The organism is Methanobrevibacter sp., from assembly GCA_022775905.1.
Taxonomy (GTDB): Archaea; Methanobacteriota; Methanobacteria; order Methanobacteriales; family Methanobacteriaceae; genus Methanocatella.
On record JALFJX010000009.1, the window covers coordinates 218,801 to 241,268 of the forward strand.

At 31.9% G+C, this 22,468-nt stretch carries 17 protein-coding genes and 6 tRNA genes; 12 read left to right on the forward strand and 11 right to left on the reverse strand.

All coding sequences use genetic code 11. From position 1 onward, the window contains the following. Window positions 1–49: 49 nt before the first annotated feature. From MR875_03235 to MR875_03265, 7 genes are all read right to left on the reverse strand, one after another. Window positions 50–460: a Holliday junction resolvase gene (locus MR875_03235; GenBank protein MCI6993865.1), complete on the reverse strand. Its 411-nt coding sequence runs from the start codon at window positions 458–460 to the stop codon at window positions 50–52. 117 nt (window positions 461–577) lie between these two features. Further along, a tRNA-Glu gene (locus tag MR875_03240) sits at window positions 578–652 on the reverse strand. A 51-nt stretch (window positions 653–703) separates the two neighbouring features. Next, window positions 704–779, reverse strand: a tRNA-His gene (locus MR875_03245). 31 nt (window positions 780–810) lie between these two features. Continuing rightward, window positions 811–893, reverse strand: a tRNA-Leu gene (locus MR875_03250). Window positions 894–950: 57 nt separating this feature from the next. Next, window positions 951–1,025 (reverse strand) — tRNA-Glu (locus tag MR875_03255). Window positions 1,026–1,051: 26 nt separating this feature from the next. Beyond that, window positions 1,052–1,125, reverse strand: a tRNA-Ile gene (locus MR875_03260). Window positions 1,126–1,130: 5 nt separating this feature from the next. Beyond that, a tRNA-Asn gene (locus tag MR875_03265) sits at window positions 1,131–1,203 on the reverse strand. A gap of 189 nt (window positions 1,204–1,392) precedes the next feature. Here MR875_03265 and MR875_03270 point away from each other — a divergent pair. The 8 genes from MR875_03270 to MR875_03305 all read left to right on the forward strand — a co-directional run bounded on the left by MR875_03270 (window position 1,393) and on the right by MR875_03305 (window position 10,297). After that, a complete protein-coding gene (locus tag MR875_03270; protein ID MCI6993866.1) occupies window positions 1,393–2,373 on the forward strand; it encodes a radical SAM protein in 981 nt (326 codons plus the stop codon). Between the two features lie 162 nt (window positions 2,374–2,535). Next, a complete protein-coding gene (gene gatB / locus MR875_03275; GenBank protein ID MCI6993867.1) occupies window positions 2,536–3,888 on the forward strand; it encodes an Asp-tRNA(Asn)/Glu-tRNA(Gln) amidotransferase subunit GatB in 1,353 nt (450 codons plus the stop codon). Between the two features lie 12 nt (window positions 3,889–3,900). Continuing rightward, on the forward strand, window positions 3,901–4,707 hold the full coding sequence (locus MR875_03280) for a CBS domain-containing protein (GenBank protein ID MCI6993868.1): 807 nt from the start codon (window positions 3,901–3,903) through the stop codon (window positions 4,705–4,707). After that, window positions 4,708–4,995, forward strand: coding sequence for a phosphoribosyl-ATP diphosphatase (locus tag MR875_03285; protein ID MCI6993869.1), 288 nt, complete (start codon window positions 4,708–4,710; stop codon window positions 4,993–4,995). A gap of 30 nt (window positions 4,996–5,025) precedes the next feature. Continuing rightward, the gene (locus MR875_03290; GenBank protein ID MCI6993870.1) at window positions 5,026–5,793 is read left to right on the forward strand and encodes an ABC transporter permease; all 768 of its coding nucleotides are present in this window, start codon (window positions 5,026–5,028) and stop codon (window positions 5,791–5,793) included. A gap of 9 nt (window positions 5,794–5,802) precedes the next feature. Beyond that, window positions 5,803–7,224: an ATP-binding cassette domain-containing protein gene (locus MR875_03295; GenBank protein ID MCI6993871.1), complete on the forward strand. Its 1,422-nt coding sequence runs from the start codon at window positions 5,803–5,805 to the stop codon at window positions 7,222–7,224. A gap of 8 nt (window positions 7,225–7,232) precedes the next feature. Then, on the forward strand, window positions 7,233–7,751 hold the full coding sequence (locus MR875_03300; protein ID MCI6993872.1) for a hypothetical protein: 519 nt from the start codon (window positions 7,233–7,235) through the stop codon (window positions 7,749–7,751). A gap of 14 nt (window positions 7,752–7,765) precedes the next feature. After that, a complete protein-coding gene (locus MR875_03305) occupies window positions 7,766–10,297 on the forward strand; it encodes a bifunctional glycosyltransferase family 2 protein/CDP-glycerol:glycerophosphate glycerophosphotransferase (protein ID MCI6993873.1) in 2,532 nt (843 codons plus the stop codon). Here the strand turns inward: MR875_03305 and MR875_03310 are convergent. Beyond that, a complete protein-coding gene (locus MR875_03310) occupies window positions 10,286–10,846 on the reverse strand; it encodes a GNAT family N-acetyltransferase (GenBank protein ID MCI6993874.1) in 561 nt (186 codons plus the stop codon). The genes MR875_03305 and MR875_03310 overlap by 12 nt on opposite strands. 1 nt (window position 10,847) lies before the next feature. Then, a complete protein-coding gene (larB, locus tag MR875_03315) occupies window positions 10,848–11,612 on the reverse strand; it encodes a nickel pincer cofactor biosynthesis protein LarB (GenBank protein MCI6993875.1) in 765 nt (254 codons plus the stop codon). A gap of 57 nt (window positions 11,613–11,669) precedes the next feature. Here larB and hypF point away from each other — a divergent pair, with 57 nt between their 5' ends. Then, on the forward strand, window positions 11,670–13,910 hold the full coding sequence (hypF, locus tag MR875_03320; GenBank protein ID MCI6993876.1) for a carbamoyltransferase HypF: 2,241 nt from the start codon (window positions 11,670–11,672) through the stop codon (window positions 13,908–13,910). A 43-nt stretch (window positions 13,911–13,953) separates the two neighbouring features. Here hypF and MR875_03325 read toward each other — a convergent pair whose 3' ends face one another. Next, window positions 13,954–14,529, reverse strand: coding sequence for an ArsR family transcriptional regulator (locus MR875_03325; GenBank protein MCI6993877.1), 576 nt, complete (start codon window positions 14,527–14,529; stop codon window positions 13,954–13,956). 243 nt (window positions 14,530–14,772) lie between these two features. Here MR875_03325 and MR875_03330 point away from each other — a divergent pair, with 243 nt between their 5' ends. The 3 genes from MR875_03330 (at window position 14,773) to dnaJ (ending at window position 18,528) form a co-directional block, all read left to right on the forward strand. Continuing rightward, window positions 14,773–15,324 carry a nucleotide exchange factor GrpE gene (locus tag MR875_03330; protein ID MCI6993878.1) on the forward strand — a complete coding sequence of 184 codons (552 nt, stop codon included), beginning with the start codon at window positions 14,773–14,775 and terminating at the stop codon, window positions 15,322–15,324. Window positions 15,325–15,362: 38 nt separating this feature from the next. After that, window positions 15,363–17,252 carry a molecular chaperone DnaK gene (gene dnaK, locus MR875_03335; GenBank protein MCI6993879.1) on the forward strand — a complete coding sequence of 630 codons (1,890 nt, stop codon included), beginning with the start codon at window positions 15,363–15,365 and terminating at the stop codon, window positions 17,250–17,252. A gap of 130 nt (window positions 17,253–17,382) precedes the next feature. Then, entirely contained in the window at window positions 17,383–18,528 is a 1,146-nt protein-coding gene (gene dnaJ, locus MR875_03340; GenBank protein MCI6993880.1) for a molecular chaperone DnaJ, read from the forward strand. Between the two features lie 270 nt (window positions 18,529–18,798). Here the strand turns inward: dnaJ and MR875_03345 are convergent, their stop codons facing one another. After that, window positions 18,799–22,305: a right-handed parallel beta-helix repeat-containing protein gene (locus MR875_03345; GenBank protein MCI6993881.1), complete on the reverse strand. Its 3,507-nt coding sequence runs from the start codon at window positions 22,303–22,305 to the stop codon at window positions 18,799–18,801. Window positions 22,306–22,468 lie beyond the last annotated feature (163 nt).

Sequence of the window (22,468 nt, forward strand, 5' to 3'; positions counted from 1 at the left end):
AACATACAACAATAATAGATTTATTTTAATAATATATAAAGATTACCATTTATTCAAATTTCATTTGCCTATCGATACCGGCTATTTCATCAATCTCAAAACCTTTTTCGAGCGCATAATCCTTTTCAACACGATAATTGCCTTTTTTAGTACGAGGAGTATTTTCAGGTTCTAAGAAAAGCCATTTAGTGTATTTAAAACGAACCCCAATATATGGTTTAGCACCAAATATTTCTGAAAATTCACATAATTCATCAATTTGAACTGAATCAATGTATATTTTATCTTTTGTAGTTGTTTTAACCTCAATAGCCAAATATATTTTACCATTTCCAGCAACAACATCAGGTAATGATTTTTTAGTAGCACCCCCAGATGCAGGAGCTCTCATAGCTGCAAAACCTCTTTCCCAAAGTTTATGTACCAACTCTCTTTCTTCAGTAGATCCTTTCTTAGCCATAATATACACAACAATTACAAAAAATTTAGTTATAATGATATTTTATCCAGACAACTATATAAAAAAAATGCGAGAGCATTTGAAAAGTAATAATTAAATCAAAAAAATATTTTATAATGCTCCGGCCGGGATTCGAACCCGAGTCTTCGGCTCGAAAGGCCGAAATGATTGGCCGGACTACACCACCGGAGCAAATACATATGACATGCTAAACGCACCACTAATTAAAAATAGATTTATAAATGGGGCCGGAGCCGAGATTCGAACCCGAGTCCCGGGATCCACAGTCCCGGAGGATGACCACCTACCCTACCCCGGCAAATGAAATAACTATTAAAAAATTGTAAGAATGCGGGAGCAGGGATTCGAACCCTGGAAGACCTGCATCAACAGGTCCTAAGCCTGTCCCCTTTGGCCTCTCGGGCACCCCCGCTTATGAAAAAACTAAGGATACATAGAAACCATAAAAATCTTAACAAGTTTTTAAAAATGCTCCGGCCGGGATTCGAACCCGAGTCTTCGGCTCGAAAGGCCGAAATGATTGGCCGGACTACACCACCGGAGCATATGAATTAACTGTTTTAGTCAACATGGGCCCAATGGGGTTCGAACCCATGGCCTTCCGGTTATGAGCCGGACGCTCTACCTGGCTAAGCTATGGGCCCAAAAGCGCCATCGACAGGGCTCGAACCTGTGACCAATCGGTTAACAGCCGAACGCTCTACCTACTGAGCTACGATGGCATATGACACCCATCTCACTTAACCAAATAAACCCATGTTTAAAAATCAAAAGACTTTAAACAGTAATTAATAGTTTGTAGTATTCAGTATATAAACCTTTTGGTTTATGCACCCTCAAACTAATAAAATCAGTTCTATTAATTAAATTAAACTTAATAGTATATAAACTTTAAGATTATATATAAATACATGGATTCTAACATTTTCGATTTAATAAAAAAAGCTAATGAAATTACATTAAACAAACATGGATATTTAATTACATTAGAAAGAGCAGTATTCTTATCCTGGTGGTGCGATAAAGGAGATTGTGCATTTTGCTACATGTCCACACAAAAAGATAAAATTAAAGATCCTACAAAAGCCAGAAGAAACATCAGCAACATCTATGCAGAAGCAGAGATGTGCAAACGTCTTGACTGGAATATCGAATTCTTATCCGGAGGATATGAATCATTCACAACACAAGAAATCAAACAGATAGCAACAACCATTAAAGACATCACGGGAGATGGAGTTTGGTTAAATACTGGAATAACTGATGAATTAGAAGAATATGGCTCTGAAATAAAAGGAATCACTGGTGCTGTTGAAGTAGCAAATCCAAAAATCCATGAAAATGTTTGTCCTTCAAAAAAATTAGATGATATAAGTAATATGTTAGATGTCGCAAATGATTTAGGATTCAAAAAAGCAATCACAATCATTTTAGGACTTGGTGAAACACTATCTGATGTGGACTACATAATCGATTACATTAGAGATCATAAAATTGATAGAGTAATTTTTTATTCATTGAATCCTCACAAGGAAACAATTTATGCCAATTCTTCACAACCAGCTTCACTTTATTACGCCCAAGTAGTAGCCCAAGTTAGATTAGCATTCCCAAACATTGAAATTATCTGCGGAACTTGGATAGACAATCTTGCAAACATAGGAATCTTGATTTTAAGTGGAGCAAATGGAATTACAAAATTCCCATTATTCAAAATGTTTGGAACAAAATACGGAAAAAGAGTTGAAGAAGAAGTTAAATGGGCCGGTAGACAACTAAAAGGAACATTTACTGACAAGACCAAATTAGGTCCTGAAAAAAGTGAAGTTTCACCGGAATTAGATAAATTTATTAAAAGATACATAAAAGAATCCCTTAAAAATAAATATTAATACATCAAACACCACACCACCAACACCATCATGTAAAATAATTCATATATTGAATTAAATAAAATAAACTCTATTTTTAATAACCTTTATAAATCTAATGTACTAAATATAATTATAATATAAATTATTAGTGGAGGAATTATTATTAGCGATGATGTCGATATGATGTGTGGACTCGAAATCCACGTACAACTAGAAACTGAATCAAAATTATTCTGTGATTGTCCTACAAATTATCAGGATGCACCGGCAAATGCAAACATCTGCCCTGTTTGTCTTAACCAACCGGGAGCAAAACCACACCCAACCAATAAAAAAGCATTAGAAAATGCATTAATGATTGCTTTAATGCTCAACTGTGAAATTGATCAAGACGTAATTTACTTTATGAGAAAACATTACGATTATCCTGACTTATCTTCAGGTTATCAAAGAACTTCCGTACCTATCGGAATCAAAGGTGAATTAAACGGAATTAGAATCAGAGAAATTCACGCAGAAGAAGATCCTGGTCAATACAAACCAGATAGAGGTATTGTTAACTTCAACCGTTCAGGAATTCCATTAGTTGAAATTGTTACTGAACCAGATATAAAATCCCCAGAAGAAGCAAGAAACTTCTTAAAAGAGTTAATTCGTGTTTTACAATACAGTGGAGGAGCACGTGGTGAAGGTACCATGAGAGCTGACGTAAACATATCCATCAATGGTGGAAACAGAGTAGAAATGAAAAACGTTAACTCCATCAAAGGAGCTTACAAAGCATTGAAATTTGAACTTGTAAGACAAAAAAACCTCATGAAAAGAGGAGTTGAAGTTAAACAAGAAACTCGTGCTTACTTAGAATCACAAATGATTACAGTGGGAATGAGGATGAAAGAGGATGCTGATGACTACAGATTCATCACTGATCCTGATTTACCACCAATGCAAATTTCTGACGAAACAATTCAAAGAATCTTAGATACAATGCCAGAAGCACCTCACAACAAAGTAAAAAGATTTGTTGAAGATTACGGCATTGACCAAGAATCTGCAAAAGTTTTAACCTCAGAGCTTGACTTGGCTATTGCATATGAAGAAGTTGTAAAAGAAATTGAACCAATATTTGCATCTAAATGGATGAGAGATGAACTTAAAAGAGTTTTATCATACAACAAATTAGACTTCGCAGATAGTGGAATTACAGTTGAAAATTTAGTTGAATTCTTAAACATGATTCAAGCAAAAGAAATTACTCAGAAAGCTGCTAAAAAAATCATAGAACAAATGCCAAACAATGAAAAATCCCCTAAAGCTATTGCTGAAGAATTAGGATTACTTGGTGTTGTAAAAGATGATGAAGTACTTGTTGCAGTAAAACAAGCAATTGAAGAAAATCCAAAAGCAGTTGAAGATTACTTAGCAGGACAAAAAGCTTCTATTAACTTCTTAATGGGACAAGTAATGAGATTAACACGTGGAAAAGCAGATCCTGGTGAAACAGTCAAATTATTAAGAGAAAATATCGAATAAGGAGGAAATATTATGGTGGGAAAAAAATCTTTTGTTAAAGATTATATGACAAAAAATGTTATTTGTGTTTCCCCAAATACTCCTACTGAAGAAATTATCGAATTAATGAGAACAAGTCGCCATAATAGTTATCCAGTTGTTGAAGATGAAAAGCTAGTTGGAATGGTGACTGCATTTGATGTTGTATCTAAAGAATGGGCAGATACAGTTGACGGGTTGATGAGCACAAAATTAATTGTTGCTAACCCAGATTTATCCATAAATGATGCATCCCGAGTAATGTTCAGAAGAGGAATCTCTAGAATGCCTGTTGTTGATGAAAACAGTAAAATTGTTGGAATCATAACCAATACAGATATGGTAAGATCACATATTGAAAGATCAACCCCAAACAAGGTAGAATATTTCAAGAAAACTTTAGAACAATTATATGACATCAAAGCTACCTTAAGACATATACCTGTTGAAACTAATAAATTACGCCCAACACAGGACAGAGTTTATGCAGATGAGCTCGAAGGAAGAGCATATGAATTAAAAAGAGGTTTAGCAGAACCTGCAATTGTTGTGAAAACTGGTAACAGATGGATATTAGTTGATGGACATCACAGAGCTGTTGCTTCATCACAACAAGGCTATGAAACTGTAGATTCATATGTTATTGATTTAGGGCAAGATATAAAATTAGGCATGGAAAAAACTGCTGATAAGGCCGGAATTAAAACATTTGAGGATATTGAAATCATCGATGATGACAAACATCCACTAATAGCCCTTACAGAAAGTCTCCAAGACCAAGAACGTAAAAGTGATGATTAGATGAGTGACAAAATTATAAGAGAAGTATATGAAGTTTTAGAATCACGTCGTGATAATCCTATTGACTCATACACATCAAAAATCATGCAAGACAGTAACAAAAAAGCAGAAGATAAAATACTCGAAAAAATAGCTGAAGAAGCTGGTGAAGTATTAATTGCTTCTAAAAATGACGAAAATTTAGTTTATGAATCTGTCGACTTAATTTTCCACACATTATTACTCCTTGTTTACAAAGGAATAGACCTTGATAATGTGTTCGACGAATTTGAAAGAAGAAGAAAATAATTATTCTAATTCAAAATAATGGTGGAAAACATGTTTGATACAATCGCAGAAAAGAAATTCTTATTGAAAGAGTTAGTTAAAAAAGACTTAACTTCAAAATATAAAGATTCCATTCTAGGTATACTTTGGAGTTTTCTTAATCCTCTTTTGATAATGTTAGTTTTTACAGCTATTTTCTCAATGTTATTCGGACGTCAAATTGAGAACTATCCCGTTTATTTCTTAACTGGAAGAGTCATCTTTGATTTCTACAATGCAGGAACAAAAGGTGCGATGAGATCAATAAAAAGAAATGCAAATCTGCTCAAAAAGATTTATGTTCCTAAATATATGTTTTCCGTAAGTGCAATATGCTATGAATTTGTTAACTTTTTAATTTCAATGGTAATATTGTTCTTAGTAATGATAATTACAGGTGCTTCATTCCATTGGACAATAATTTTATCAATAATTCCAATGTTCTTCTTAGTTTGCTTGATATTTGGAGTTGGATTAATCTTAGCAGTATGTAACACTTACTTCACAGATATTGGACATTTATACAATGTATTTACACTTGTATTGATGTATGCATCTGCATTATTCTATCCTATGGAAATCGTTCCAGCATTAGTTCAAAGAATATTTACATTAAATCCAGTTTATTCAGCGATTTCATGTTTCAGGGATTGTATCAGTTATGGAATTTTCCCAAATACCTCCACATTATTATACTTAGCAGTATTTTCATTAACAGCATTAGGTATTGGACTATGCTTATTCAAACTTTATGAGAAGAAATTAGTATTAGAAATATAGGTGTTTACTATGAGTTTAATTGATAAAATAAAAAATTTATTTACAGATAATAAAAAACAAAAAGAAATTAAACAAATTCCTGTAGATACTAAATTTCAAAATAATAGATTTAACAATATTAGAATTTATGCTCCTGATTATGTGATGAGTAAAGAAAATAGATATTATGTGCAAGTATTAGATAACTCTAATAATCCCATTGAAAATGAAACAATAAGTTTGTATCTTGATGAAAAATTTTACGAAAAACATACAGACAAACAAGGATATGTATCATTCAAAATTTCTCCTAAAAAAACTAGGAAAGAAACTAGAATATATTGTCCATCAGATGAAGAATTTTGTCCTTATGTAACTGCTAAATTAATACATCCTGATAATATAAATCCCGAAGAATCTTCTAAACTAGAGTTATATGCACCAAATATGAGCATTTACTCAAAAGATGAACCTTATTACAGTGCAAGATTACTTGATAGTGAGGGTAATCCATTGAGTGGTGAAACAATCACTTTTAATTTTAATGAGGAGACATTCGAAAAAACAACTGATGAAAAAGGATTTGCAAGCATAGAATTATCATTAAATGAAGGAACATACACAATTGAAACAATATTTAAAAGTAATGATAACACAAAATCCATTTCTAAAACCTCAAAAATTGATGTTAAAACCAGAAACATAGATCGTAAGGTGATGATCGAAGTTAAACATCTTGCAATGGAATTTAAAGTATCAAAAGATAAAATTGATACATTAAAAGAATACATTATTAGAACCATTAAAAGAAACAAAAAAGAAGCCGAAAAAATTAGAATATTAGATGATATTTCATTCAATGTTTATCAAGGTGAAAGAGTAGGTATTCTTGGATTTAACGGTGCTGGAAAAAGTACTCTTTTAAGAATAATAGCAGGTATCTATGAACCTAGCGAAGGAGAAATAAAAATTCATGGCAAAATTGCCCCGTTACTTGAGTTAAGTGCAGGATTTGACAAAAATTACACTGGAAAAAACAATATCTTTTTAAATGGTGCTCTTCTAAGTATGGAAGAAGATTTCATCAGAGAAAAATATGATGAGATAGTTGAATTTTCAGAACTTGGTGAACACATAAATTATCCTGTTAAAAATTACTCCAAGGGTATGAGAGCAAAATTAGGTTTTTCAATAGCTACTCTCATCAATCCTGAAATTTTAATCATTGATGAAATTTTAGCCGTTGGAGATATTAAGTTCAGAAAGAAAAGTTCTGAAAAGATTAAATCAATGATGAAAGATGGTGTCACAGTACTCCTAGTATCTCACTCCATAAACCAAATAAAAAACATTTGTGACAGATGCATTTGGATTGAAAATGGACAAGTATACATGGAAGGACCTGCAAAGAAAGTCTGTGATGCTTATGTTAAAAGTGCTAAGAAAAAGTAGGGATTGAAATGGATAAAAGATGGATAATGATATTAATATTTTTAATTGTAGGATGTTGTTGCCTATTTTATGTTGTTGAAACCTCATCCACTGTTGGCGATGCAATTACAGTTGTAAACAAGACTGTGGTTACACTTCCAAATGATTTTTCAATTGAAAGTAAAGAAACAGACTATGGAACAATAATCAATGAGAATACCAATGAAAAAATATATATTAAAGATTTAGGTAAAGAAGATTCATCAATGAATGCATTCAAAACTGCTCTACAAGATTTAAGTAAAAAATCAGACATTAAAGTTATTAAAAATTCAACATTGAATATTGATAATATTACTGCATATAAAATTGATTATAAAAATATTACAAAAGAAACAAATCAAAACATTAGTAATGCTTATGTATTTACATGCAATCATACATTTTTAATCAAATTACAAAATTATGACGATGATACTGAATTAAATGAAAACTTAGAGTATGTTGTTGCACATATGACTCCGGACTTTAAACAATCTCAAGATTAAATAACGTGATAAAATTGGATGAAATTGAATTTTCAATCATAATACCCGCACATAATTCAGAATTGGGAATAAGAGAGTCAATTGATTCCATAATTAATCAAACACTTAATTTTGAAGAGAATATTGAAATAATTATTGCAGATAATAATAGTGAAGATAAAACTAAGGATATCTGCTCTGATTACATTTCCAAATATTCAAACATACAATATATTCAGTTAGACACAGTTAATTTTTCCAGAGCGAAGAATGAGGCAATTAAAAAAGCTCAGGGAAAATTTATTGCTTTTTTAGAACCCCATGACTTCTTTTCAAAAGATTCACTTTTAAATCTTTTAAAGTTCATTAATGATCATGAAGACATTGATTTAGCGCTGCTTCCAATTTTTTATTATAAAAATGGAAGAAAAGAACAATACTTGAATTATAAAATTCAAAACAGCAAAAAAATCGATTTAATAGAAAATCCACAATATTCACAATTACTCGGATTATCCACTTTTTTTAGAAATAGATCCAGTGCAGAAATCGAACTTTTAGATGTCGTTAATGGGAATATTACTTTTTTTAGTGAGATTTTAATCAATAACCCAAGTTTAGGTATCTGCTGTGAGGGATCTTACTTTGCAAAGAACCTTGAAGAAAAAATTTACCCTTCAAGCACTGTGAGTTATTCTAGAGAAGAATACGAAAAATACATCCAAATCAATTTTAATCATTTAAAAGAAAAATGCTTCAACAAATTCTCCGGAATACCAGAATTCATCCAGTTCAATTTTATAAATCATTTAAGATGGATATTGTCAATACAAAAAACAGACGATAAAATTGATTTGACACTCTTAGCTGAAAATATCATGCATATCAAAGATAATGCACTATTAAAGAATAGATTACTCGACAATAAACTCACAATTACAGCATTCTTGTTAAAATACAACAATGACTTAAACGATGAGATTATAGAAAAATTAAATCTGAATACCGTATTTATCGATATATATGATATTATTGACAATAAACTCCACATTTTGGCAAACATTATAAACATCAATCCAAGAAATATTGAGATATTATTTGATAATAAAACAAAAGAATTTAAGAAATTGACTTTTCCAAATAAATATGCTCCTTGTTTAGGCCATGATTTATTACATGACTATTCAATGGAATGCATCATCCCAATTACCACAGATAAACAATCAAAACTTGAATTTAAACAAAAAAATAAATCATTGCATATTGATTTTTCAAGGCCATGCAATTTCTCAAAAAGTGTCGGATATGCAAAAACAAAACATTACTTGAGCATTCTGGAAAATGATAAGATAATAGTTGAGAAGAACACTTCATCCAAATGGATCAAACAAGAAATAAAAAGCTTAATAAATATGGTCAGGAAACATGAATCTGGATTTATAAAAGCAGTTCCATTTAGAATAGCATATATGATTAGTTATCCCTTCCTAAAAGACAGAAAAATATGGTTTTTCATGGACCGTCCGAATGATGCTGATGACAATGGATTAGCATTATTCAAATATGCTGTAGAACAGGACGATGATATTGATAAATACTTCATTTTAAGTTCAGAGAATAAGGAATTTGATAATATTAAAAAGATAGGCAATGTCATTGGATACAAATCCCTCAAGCATAGATTCTTAGGAATGTTTGTTGAAAATATAATAACTTCCCATCCTGACAATGGAGTCATTTATCCATTTTGGGGAGGTTATCCATTTTTTGCAGGTCTTTTAAAATCCAGCACAATGTTTTTACAGCATGGTGTCATAAAGGATGATATTTCCTATTGGGTAAATAAAGCCAACATGAATTTATCTTTATTCTTGACATCAACCATTAAAGAATATGAGTCAGTATTAGAAAATCCTTACAACTATGATAATTATGTTGTTCAATTACTAGGCCTACCTAGATATGATGGTCTCAAAAACCGGGAAGACAAAAAACAAATTTTAATCATGCCGTCATGGAGAAGAGATTTAGAATTTAAATCAAAAGAATACATTAAGGAAAATGAATTTTTCAAAAGATTCAATTCATTAATCAACAATAAACAACTTATTGAAGCAGCACGTGAAAACAATTATGAAATAATATTCAAACCACATCCAAACGTGTATGATTTTATCGAATTATTCGATACAAATGATTATGTTAAAATAGATTATGAAAAAACAAGATATCAAACATTATTCAACAGCGGATCATTAGCAATTACAGACTACTCCTCTGCAATATTTGATTTTGCATATCTAAATAAACCTGTCTTATATTACCAATACAGTGATGATTATCATTTCAATTTAGAAGACAGTTATTTTGATTATGAAACAATGGGTTTTGGAGAAGTTGTGAAAAAAGAAGACGAATTAGTTGATTTGATTAATGAATATATTGAAAACGACTGCAGACTTAAAGAAGAGTATGCCAATAGGATTAAAAATACTTTCAAGTTCAATGACAGAAAAAATTGTAAAAGAGTGTATGATAGAATTAAAGAAATTAAACTAAAGGATTAATTCCATGTTCTGCATCCCTCTCTCAAAACTTCCAATTTTAACTCTTTTTTTATTGAAGATATTGAATCCAATTCTTTCATATAGTTTTTTAGCACCAGCATTTCTAAAATCCGCATCAATAGTAACACGGTTCAAATTTTTAGAACGGGCATAATCAATTACATCAAGTACCACCTGACGGCCCAATCCCTGACCTCTTAAAGATTCGTCAATAGCCAATTCTGCAATATATAAATCATCCTTTTTAACATCACACAAAACAAAATAGTCCAAGATATCTACTATGATTAATTTTAGAGATTTCAATCTTAAATCAAATGGTTTTTCAGATACATATGCCATCAAAACACCTATTACCTGCATTTCATCATCCAATATTACTTTAAATGTATTTTCAGGTTCATGTTTTTTCAAATCATTTTCAATTGTTGAGACTGCTTTTTCTGGAGTCTTGAAAAGCAAGTCAAAAGTTCTATAGTCAACATCATAGACCAGTTTTGCAACCTTACGAGTATCATGAATTTGAGGATTGAAATTTTCATATCTCAAACTAACCACTACTCCTTACTATTGTAAGTGCAAATACCCCAGCACCAAAACCATTATCAATATTTACAACTGCAATTCCCGGAGCACAAGACTGAAGCATTGAATCAAGAGCAACTCTTCCACCTTCTCCAACACCATAACCTACAGATGTTGGAACCGCAATAACAGGAATATCTACAAGTCCTGCAACAACAGAAGGCAATGCTCCTTCCATTCCTGCACATACAATAATTGCACGAACATCTTCTTCAACCATGCGAGCTATTTGCGGGAATAATCTGTGAATTCCAGCCACACCAACATCATATGAAGTGACAGCTTCACATCCACCTTCCTCAACGATTACACGAGCTTCTTCAGCAATGTTAATATCTGAAGTTCCAGCAGTCATGATACCTATTTTTGCAATCGGTTCCCTATCAACAATCTCTTTTTTTATAATTAATATTTGAGCTCTTTTATTGTATTCAAAAATAAAAGCATCATCATCAAATTCATCCAAAAGCATTTCATATCTTTCATTGGACAATCTAGTAAGAATCAGATTATCATTATCAGAATCCATGTATTTGTCAATTATTAAAAGCAAATCTTCAAAAGCTTTGCTTTGCGCAAAAACAGCTTCTGGAAAACCGGTGCGATCCTTTCTTTTAGCATCAAATTTAGCAATTTCATCAAATTCCAAAATTTTATCTGCATTGATCAATCTTTCTGCATCATCAATATTAATTTCCCTATTGACTAATCTTTCAAGAATATCTTTCATAATTAATAGTATATAAGATAAAATTATATAAAATTTGACTTACAATATTATAACTTAATGAATGCTTTAAAGATTTTAACACAGGGAATAGTGCAAGGTGTAGGATTTAGACCATATGTCTATAGATTGGCAGCTGACCTAAATCTTAAAGGACATGTGAGAAACCTTGGAAATGTTGTTGAAATCATTATTGAAGGTGAAGATACAGAATTGTTTGTTGAAAGACTCCCGAAAGAGTTGCCACCAATAGCAAAAATCAATTCAATGAACGTTGAAGCAATTGATTTTAATAATTATTCTGATTTTAAAATTGTTGAAAGTGGAGATTCATATTCTGGAATTAGTGTAATTCCTCCTGACATTGCAATATGTGACAAATGTCTTGAAGAAATCCGTAATCCAAATGATAGACGTTACAAATATGCATTTAATGCCTGTACTGACTGCGGACCCAGATTCACAGTAATTGAAAGTGTGCCATACGACAGGATAAGAACTTCAATGGATGAATTCCCATTATGTGACGACTGTCTAGTAGAATACAAAGAACCATTAAACAGACGTTATCATGGTGAAGCAATATGCTGCAATGACTGCGGACCACAAATGGAAATATATGAAGGTCAAACAAAAATAGTTACTGACAATCCAATTAAATTAGGTGCAGATAAATTAAAAGAAGGAAAAATAGTAGCCATTAAGGGAATTGGGGGAACACATTTAGTTGTTGATGCATACAATGACGATGCAATAACAGAATTAAGAAATCGCCTTAACCGTCCAAACCAGGCTTTTGCAGTAATGTGCAAAGATTTGAAAAGCCTTCAAAAATATGCTGAATTGACCCAAAAAGAAATTGAAACAATAACCTCAAACAAAAGGCCAATTGTTATCTTGAAGAAAAAGGACAATTATCCTTTCCCTGAAAGTTTAGCTCCGGGACTTCACAACATAGGAGTTATGCTTCCATACTCACCAATGCATTATTTGCTCTTTGATGAAGGAGACATTGACACATACGTAATGACTTCTGCAAATATCCCTGGAGAGCCTATGATGATTGAAAATGAAGATATAATCAAAGGAGTTAACGATTATTCATTAGTCCACAATCGTAAAATCTTAAACAGATGTGATGATTCAGTGATAAGATTTAGAAACAATGAACTTTCATTCATCAGAAGATCTCGAGGATACACTCCGGAGCCTTACACAATAAATTACGATGTAAATGACTTGAATGTACTTGCATTAGGTCCGGAACTTGATGTTACATTCTCAATTGCAAAAGACAATATAGTATATCCTTCTCAACACATAGGAAATACAAACAAACCTAAAACATTAGTATTTCTAAGAAAAGCTATTGAAAACATGGAAAGAATTACAAAAATCAATGAATTTGATACAATTGCATGTGATATGCATCCTCATTTCTTCACAACAAGACTTGCACATGAACTGGCTGAAAAATATGATGCGGAAGTCATCCCAATCCAACATCATCATGCACATTCAATTGCCCTTGCAAATGACAGTGCAATTGATGAAATGATTGTAATTGCTGCTGATGGAGTAGGTTATGGAAGTGACGGAACCAGTTGGGGTGGAGAAATTCTCTACACTGATGTCAAAAACTTTGAGAGAATGGGACACTTGCAACCTCAAATGATGCCCGGAGGAGATGTTGCAACCAAACATCCTGCCCGTATGCTTGCAAGTATATTGGATGATGAAGATTTAATTAAAAATTATTCAAATTACTTCAAATATGGAGAAATCGAAATAAAAAACATTTTTAAACAGATAAACGCTGGAATCAATGTTGGTAAAACCACAAGTACAGGAAGAATTCTTGATTCAATGGCAGTTGCTCTTGAAATATGTCATGAACGTACCTATGAAGGAGAATGCTCAATGAAACTTGAATCTGCTGCATATTACTCAACTAAAGATATAGAAATCCCAATAATCATTGAAGACAACATTTTAAATACAAGTGAAATATTAAAAGAAGTTGTAAAACTATATCAAAGTGGTGAGAAGAAAGCAGATGTTGCTGCAGCTGGTCAAAATGCCATTGCACGTGGTTTAAGTAAACTTGCAATCCAATCAGCAGATAAAAAATACATAAAAGAAATTGGTGCTACAGGCGGTGTATTCTACAACGAAGCAATTACAAACACAGTTAAAAATTGCATAGAAAATAATGGATTTAATTTTATTCAACACAAAAACACTTGTGCTGGAGATGGATCTGTATCACTCGGTCAAGCGATAATAGCTAAAAAATTATAATAAGATGGTTTAAAAAACCATCCAATAAATGGCCAAAAGAAGTTTATCTATTTCTTAGAGTTCTTTCAAGAATATACTCTGCCCTTTCCTTAAGATTACTATATAATCTTATTTGATTTTTCAACTCATCAATAGCTTCAAGTTGTCCATCATCTATTCTTTTTTCAATATCTAATAATTTAGACCATTCGTCACCTGATGGAAGTTGCAATGTATTGAGCATGTCCTCAGACAAGTTAACATCAAAAGTATTCCTGTTAATGGTAATATGGATATTAACCTCATTTTGTAAATCATAGTATTTACGTGGACGACCTCTTAAAATCTTTTTATAAGAAGAATTCAATATCCCTATATCTTCCATTGCGCGCAAATGAGCGATAATTGCTTTTTGACCAATATCCAGTTCATTTGAGATTTCGCTAACAAACATAGGCTCTTCCCTTAAAAGATTTATAATGTCTCTTCTAGTCTTACAACCCATTACATCGAGGATGTCTTCTTTGTCAATCCCTCCCAATTGGTCATTATAGTTTCCTCTAATTTCTATGTGGCCATTAGAAGAATTGACATTTTTGCGATTTTTTCTAATATTATCAATGTCATCATTTCTACTCATGATTATACATTATATCGAAACATTTATATAACTTTTTGTTACTATAATAGTATAAGAGAAAGATAACTTTTGGTTACTTTAATATTTGGTTCAGAAAAACTTAACGTAATAACTTTAAATTAATGAACCATTTTCCTATATGTCCATAAATTCCCAAAAACCAATGTTAAAGAACCTAAAGTTCAAGTTCTCGTAAGAGAGTTATTACAAAAGTTTTTCAAAAAACCTAGAAAAGGTGCAAATATGACTGACGAAATTAAAAGCGAAACTGAAGTTGAAACTCAAGATATTCAAGAAAAGTATGATGAACTTCTTGAAGAGTTAACTCAAAAAGATGAAGAGTTGGCTGAAATCAAAGAAAATCTTGAAAAACAAGAAGCAGAAAACAAAGAATATATTTCACTTTCACAAAGACTTCAAGCAGATTTCGAAAATTTCAAAAAAATTACTGATAGAAGAAACAAAGATCTTGTTAAATTCGCAAATGAAGATTTAATTAAAGATTTTCTTGATTGCTACGAAGATTTCGGTAGAGCTTTAGAAATTAAGAATGACGAAGACTTGAAAGAAGGTGTAAAACTTATCTATAATAAATTTAAAGATGTATTGACCAAAGAAGGTATTACTGAAATTCCTGCAAAAGGGGAAAAATTCGACTTGAACAAGCATGAAGCAATGATGGTTCAAGAATCTGAAGATGTTGAAAATGGTTATATTATAGAAGAATTAATGAAAGGCTACATGTACAAAGATAAAGTCCTTAAATACTCAAAAGTTATTGTTTGTAAAAAATAACGTTTATTAAATTATTTATAAAAAAATAGGTGAAAATTATGTCTGATACTAAAAAAGAAAAAATTATTGGAATTGATTTAGGAACAAGTAACTCTGCTGCATCTGTGCTTGTAGGAGGTAAACCAACTACAATCCCATCCGCAGAAGGAGCAAGCCAATACGGTAAATCTTTCCCAAGTTACGTTGCATTTACCCAAGAAGGTCAAATGTTAGTAGGTGAACCAGCAAGAAGACAAGCTGTAACCAACCCTGAAAATACTATCAGTGCAATTAAAAGAAGCATGGGTACTGATCACAAAGTTACAGTAAATGGAAAACAATACTCACCTCAAGAAATTTCTGCATTCATCTTACAAAAAATCAAAAAAGATGCTGAAACTTTCTTAGGCGAACCAATCGAAAAAGCTGTAATTACCGTACCTGCTTACTTTGACGACAACCAAAGGACTGCAACCAAAGATGCAGGAACCATTGCTGGACTTGATGTTGTAAGACTCGTAAACGAACCAACCGCAGCAAGCCTTGCATACGGTCTTGATAAATCTGACAATGATGAAGACATGAACATCATGGTATACGATTTAGGTGGAGGTACCTTAGACGTAACCATTATGGAATTCGGTGGAGGAGTATTTGAAGTAAGAGCTACCAGTGGAGATACCCAACTCGGTGGTACTGATATGGATAATGTATTAATCAAATACTTAGTTGATGAATTCAAAGCTCAAGAAGGTATCGACTTAATGGATAACGATCAAGCAGTACAAAGATTAAGAGAAGCTGCTGAAAAAGCAAAAATTGAATTATCCACTACCACCACTACTCAAGTTAACTTACCATTCATTGCTATGGATGCAAATGGTCCTAAAAACTTAATCATTGATCTTACCAGAGCAAAATTAGAAGAATTAGTTGACAGTATTGTAGAAAAATCAGGTAAACCAATGCAACAAGCATTAGACGATGCTAATATGAGCAAATCTGAAATTGATAAAATTATCTTAGTTGGTGGACCTACCAGAATGCCAATTGTACAAAAATTCGTTGAAAAATTCATAGGTAAACCAGTAGAACGTGGTATTGACCCAATGGAATGTGTATCCATGGGTGCTGCTATCCAAGGAGGAGTATTAGCTGGTGAAATTAAAGATATCGTTCTTTTAGACGTAACTCCATTATCCTTAGGTATTGAAACCTTAGGTGGAGTATCAACCACTTTAATTGAAAGAAACACTACTATCCCTACCAAGAAAAGCCAAGTATTCTCCACAGCTGCAGATAACCAACCATCTGTAGACATTAATGTATTACAAGGAGAAAGAAAAATGGCTGCAGACAACACCTCACTTGGACGTTTCCAACTTGTAGGTATCCCACCTGCACCAAGAGGTATTCCACAAATTGAAGTAACCTTCGATATTGACGCTAACGGTATTATTAATGTAACTGCTAAAGACAAAGGAACCGGTAAAGAACAAGCAATTACCATTACCTCCTCAACTAAATTATCTGATGAAGAAATCGAACAAAAAATCAAAGAAGCAGAAATGAATGCTGAAGCAGACGCAAAAAGACAAGAAGAAATCGAAATCAGAAACAACGCAGACTCATTAATTTACACTTCAGAAAAAACCTTAGATGAACTCAAAGATCAAGTATCTGAAGATGAAAAAACAAAAGTTGAAGGCCTTGTTAAAGAATTAAGAGAACTTATAGCTGGCGATGACGTTGATGCCATTAAAGCAAAATCCGATGAATTATCCAATGTAGTTCAAGAGATTGGTGCAAAAATCTACCAACAAGCACAAGCTGAAGCACAAGCACAAGCTGAAGCACAAGCACAACAACAAGCAGGTGCTGACCCTAACGCTGGTGCACAAGGACAAGATGATGACACAATTGATGCAGACTATGAAGTAAAAGACTAGATTAAATAATAAAGTTTTATTACATTGTTAGGTTAACAACAATCAGAATCAGAATCAATCAATAAACTAACAATAGATAAAACTTTTATTTTTTCTATCTATTTAAAATTATTTTTATTAGGGTGAATAAATGGCAGACAAGCGTGATTATTATGAAGTTCTTGGAGTAGATAAATCTGCTGATGAAAAAACAATTAAAAAAGCTTATCGTAAATTAGCCAGGAAATACCATCCAGATGTTTGTGATGAACCGGATGCAGAAGATAAGTTTAAAGAAGTAAGTGAAGCTTACGCTGTCTTGTCCGATGATGATAAACGCCAAAGATACGACCAATTTGGTCATGCAGGAATGGATGGATTTAGTGCTGAAGATTTCTATCAAAACGTAAACTTTGAAGATATTTTCCAGGGATTTGATATAGGAAACATTTTCGATATGTTCGGTTTTGGTGGAGGAGCACGTTCTAAAGGTGGAAGAGCAGGTCCTCAAAGAGGTTCAGATATCTACACCGAGATACCAATTACTTTAGAAGAAGCATTCAACGGATGCGAAAAAGAAATAAAAATCACTAGAAGTGAATTATGTCCAACCTGCAAAGGATCTAAATCTAAACCAGGTTCCAATCCAGAAACATGTAAAGTTTGTGGAGGAACAGGACAAATCAAAGAAGTCAGTAACACATTCCTTGGACAAATGGTTAATGTAAGACCATGTAGAGAATGTGGAGGTACTGGTAAGATTATTACAGACCCTTGTGATGAATGTCACGGAAGAGGTAGTGTAAGAAAAACTAAAACAATTAAAATTGAGATTCCTGAAGGAGTTGACGAAGGAAACCACTTAAGAGTTTCTGGTGAAGGAAACAATGGTGATAAAGAAGGACTTGAAGGAGATTTAATTGTTACAGTACATGTTAAAAAACATAAGCAATTCACACGTGAAGGAGATCACTTATACTTAGAAAAACAAATCAGCTTCCCTCAAGCAGCACTTGGAGATGTGCTTAGCATCCCAACCATTGAAGGAAAAGAAGTTGAATTCAAAGTCACTCCTGGGACACAAAGCGAAACTGTTTACAAATTAAGAGGACAAGGTATGAACTCTGTTAGACATTCAAGCAGAGGAAACCTCTATGTGAAAGTTGTAGTTGTTGTTCCTAAAAAATTAAGTTCAAAACAAAAAAACTTACTTAAAGAATTCGCTGAAATCAGCGGAGACGAAATACAACATGTTGAAAAAGGACTCTTCGACAGAGTCAAAGATGCAATGAAGTAAATTGGCATTGTGCTGATTTACTTTCCTCCTATTTTTAAGAAATTATTTTCAATATACTCAATTTGCTTTTTTTATAGATATTGAAAAACACAAAGAGAATTTAACTATCGAATAATAAGAAATGTGATTAATTAAATAGATAGTTATCGGTTAATTATTAATTATTATAAAGTAAATATATAAAATAATTAATCCATAATCAAAAAATAATAAATTTAAATCAAGTAATCTACATGAAAAAATAAAAAAATAGACAGAGATTAAAAATCCCTATCTTTTGACTGTAATTTTAACAGTTTTTGAAGTTGCTTTGTAGTAGGTGTTACCTACATATTTAACTCTAGCTGAGAAAGTTCCTCTTTTAGTTAATTTGGTAATTTTAAATGTAGCTTTACCTTTGGAATTGGTAGTTGCTTTATATGTTTTACCATTAACTTTGATTGTGAGTTTTGCATTCTTAATAACTTTACCTTTACTGTCTTTTAAAGTAACAGTGTATTTTTTGGTTTTTGTTGCAGCTTTGAAAGTTTTCTTAGCAGCAGTTACTTTAGATGCCTGTTTAGTGATTTTAATTGTTGCAGTAGCAGAAGAAGCCACATAATTGTTATCACCTGCAAACTTCATTTTTAAAGTGTAAGTTCCTGTTTTAGAAGCAGAAAGTTTGTATTTTATTACACCATTAGCATTGGTTGTGTATGTTTTAGTTTTACCATTGAATGTAATAGAAACTTTTTTATTTGCTAAAACTTTACCATTAATGTCAGTTACTTTTACAGTGAAATAAGAACCAGATTTAACAGTAGTTAAGTAAACAGTAGAAGAAGTTTTTGCAACTACTTTACTTGCAGATTGATTTACAATAATATTACTTGTTACTTCTTTAGGTCCATAAACATCATTACCTGCAAATGAAACTACAACATCATGAACACCAGCATCAGGATTGAAATTAAATTTAACTAAACCATTTGCATTAGTTGTAGCATTATAAACAACACCATCAATAGCTACTGAAATGACAATGTTTGAAATCGGATCACCATTTTCATCATATGCATAAGCTGAGAAAACAGCACCTTTAATGTATTCAGTAGATACACTTGGAGCTAAAATGATTACTTTAAATTCAGGAACATTATTTTCTGAAGCAACTGATTTATCAGAAACTATTGAATTTGATCCAACACCTTTTTTAGCTGCTAAATAATTATTTTTAACAGTTAAATCAGAACCAGTAGCCTCAATTGCATAGTCCCCAGTTGTTTTAATAGTATTATTTTCTATTTCAACTTCACCATTTAAAGTTTTTATTCCAGTACCAGTAGCTGTAACATTATTCTCTTTAATTAATACATCACCTTTAGTACTAATAGCTAAAGATGTTTTAGGTAAAAGAGAATCACCAGTACTAGTTTCACCAGTTTCAGTACCAATACATTTAATATCATTAGAAATGAGTGTTGCATTATCTTTAATACTTGCTACAATACCATAAGTGTAATTACCAATTGCAACAACAGCATTATTAGAAATATATGGATTTGCTTCACTCAATTCCATACCACAAGCAGCATATGCATTTACATTAATTGTGTTTTTATCATATGTCACATTTTCAACAGGACCCATCCAATTTGCAGAATAAATACCATAAGCACTATTTGGAGCAGTCACAGAAATTTCATTATTCTTCACAAATCCATTTGTAGATAATGAATCAACATCAACACCATTTGCATAATATGCATCAGAGGATACTGCAATGGAGTTATCACTTACAGAGAAGTTGTCAGCTGCAACAAAAACACCATAAATATAGCTGTGACCTTCAGCAACAATAGTGTTATTGGAAATTAAAACATTAGAACTTACAATATTGTAAATCATATTATAATCATCATCCATATCATAATTATAAGCATCACTTTTAACACTTACAACATAAAGGGTATCATAATAACCATTTACATTATTATATTTGAGATTTACACGATTATCAGTGAAAGTTACATTTTCACAGTAGTAGAAAACGATACCTTCAGACATGACAGTAGAAGCCCAAGTATCTGGGTCATAACCTACAGCAACAGAAGGCAATTTAATGTCAAAAGTATTATTTTTAACAACAATATTTTTAGCAGCTTTCTGTTTATCATCATCACCAGTTACAAAAATTGCATTGTTAACGACAGCACCAGTTGTATTTCCAGTAAATTTGATTTCATTGTTTAAAATAGTTAAATTTCCGATTTCAGAATAGATTGCATAACTTTCAACAGCACCAAAATTATTAACATCAATAATGTTGTTTTCAATAGTTACAGCACCTTCTTTTACAAGATTAATACCAATACCAGTAGATTCAATTCTATTATTTCTAATTGATGTATTACCTTTAACCTTAACAGCTACAGAATTATATGGAAGTAAAGGATCCCCAGTAGGATCTGTACCATTATTGGATCCAGTAGCAACTATATAATTATTAGAAATAGTACCATTTTTTTTCATACCTGCAACAATACCTGTAGAATAGTTACCCACTACTGAAATTACATTGTTTTCAATATAAGGATTATCCTCGAATATTTCCATACCGCAGACAGCATAAGAGTTACCTATGATTGTGTTATTTACATAAGAAATATCTTGAATTGCACCATTGTATTGGTAAGAATAAACACCATAAGCACATTTTGGGGAATTAACAACAATAAAGTTATTATTTATCATACCTTCAGATGCAGGACCATCAATTGTAATTGCATTAGCATAGTAAACATCAGAAGTTGCATTGATTACATTGTATGAAACATTGAAATCTTCAGCAGATACGAAAAGCGCATAAATATAATTGTGACCAGCAGCAGTTATTGTGTTGTTGAAAATTTCAACATTAGAAGAAACAATAGGATTTTCTGATTCGAAGTTATAAGCATTTCCCCTTACACTTACTGCATATATAGTATCATAAGAACCTTTTGCACTATTATATTTCAAGTCAACACGATTGTTTGTGAATTTAACACCATCACAGTAATAAAATACAATACCTTCAGAGAGAGCTTTTGTTGCCCAAGTTTCAGGGTCATAACCTACAACAACAGAAGGAATTTCTATATTGAATACATTACCATCAACAACAATGTTTGTAGAAGTAATTTCTGAATCTTCATCACCAGTTACACGGATAGCATTGTTTACAACAGTACCATCAGTGTTTCCAACATAATTTATTGTATTGTTTAAAATTTTCAAGTCACATACTGTATCAGCATGAATAGCATAACCCTCATTTCCCTCAAGTGTCTTAAAATTAATTAAGTTATTTGATAAAGTTACACCAGATACACCATAAACAGTAAATATACTATAATCAGAATGAATAAGGTTGAATCCATCAATTACAACATTATCTGCAATAACAGCAAAAGAAACACCATTAAGTGCAACATTATTACCAGATAATTTAATAGATTTACCAATTGTCATATAACTAACATCAAGTCCAGTAAAATCTCCTTCAAATATCAATTCATCACTAGAAACATCATCTTTTAAAGTTCCAGACTCATCAAAATAATCATGGAATGTGTCTTTTGTTACTACACTAGATTGTGTTTCCGGAATTGAATCATCTGATAAACTAGAATCATCAGGATCAATTGCTAGAGCATTATCATCTTGAATCGCCTCATCGACAGCCATAGTACTATTATCATCAGACACCGCAAAAGCAGCGCCAACAGACAACAAGATTACTGAAAGTAAAATCAAAGAGACGAAAAACCTTTTCCCTTTAATAATTCCACCTCATTTAAAAAATATTAAATTATACTAATAGTCTAAATTATTTGATATAAACTTTAATTTAATTGACTACAAATAATGATTTATATTTAAGTATATTTAAAAGTTATTAAATTATTTTTGAAAAAAA

What these genes read in the sequence shown, in the direction of transcription:
- MR875_03280 (MCI6993868.1), top strand. Translation starts at nt 3,901, where the DNA reads ATGGTGGGAAAAAAATCTTTTGTTAAAGATTATATGACAAAAAATGTT.
- MR875_03330 (MCI6993878.1), top strand. Translation starts at nt 14,773, where the DNA reads ATGACTGACGAAATTAAAAGCGAAACTGAAGTTGAAACTCAAGATATT.
- gatB (MCI6993867.1), top strand. Translation starts at nt 2,536, where the DNA reads ATGATGTGTGGACTCGAAATCCACGTACAACTAGAAACTGAATCAAAA.
- MR875_03295 (MCI6993871.1), top strand. Translation starts at nt 5,803, where the DNA reads ATGAGTTTAATTGATAAAATAAAAAATTTATTTACAGATAATAAAAAA.
- MR875_03325 (MCI6993877.1), bottom strand. Translation starts at nt 14,529, where the DNA reads ATGAGTAGAAATGATGACATTGATAATATTAGAAAAAATCGCAAAAAT.
- dnaJ (MCI6993880.1), top strand. Translation starts at nt 17,383, where the DNA reads ATGGCAGACAAGCGTGATTATTATGAAGTTCTTGGAGTAGATAAATCT.
- MR875_03235 (MCI6993865.1), bottom strand. Translation starts at nt 460, where the DNA reads ATGGCTAAGAAAGGATCTACTGAAGAAAGAGAGTTGGTACATAAACTT.
- MR875_03285 (MCI6993869.1), top strand. Translation starts at nt 4,708, where the DNA reads ATGAGTGACAAAATTATAAGAGAAGTATATGAAGTTTTAGAATCACGT.
- MR875_03270 (MCI6993866.1), top strand. Translation starts at nt 1,393, where the DNA reads ATGGATTCTAACATTTTCGATTTAATAAAAAAAGCTAATGAAATTACA.
- dnaK (MCI6993879.1), top strand. Translation starts at nt 15,363, where the DNA reads ATGTCTGATACTAAAAAAGAAAAAATTATTGGAATTGATTTAGGAACA.
- MR875_03290 (MCI6993870.1), top strand. Translation starts at nt 5,026, where the DNA reads ATGTTTGATACAATCGCAGAAAAGAAATTCTTATTGAAAGAGTTAGTT.
- hypF (MCI6993876.1), top strand. Translation starts at nt 11,670, where the DNA reads ATGAATGCTTTAAAGATTTTAACACAGGGAATAGTGCAAGGTGTAGGA.
- MR875_03300 (MCI6993872.1), top strand. Translation starts at nt 7,233, where the DNA reads ATGGATAAAAGATGGATAATGATATTAATATTTTTAATTGTAGGATGT.
- larB (MCI6993875.1), bottom strand. Translation starts at nt 11,612, where the DNA reads ATGAAAGATATTCTTGAAAGATTAGTCAATAGGGAAATTAATATTGAT.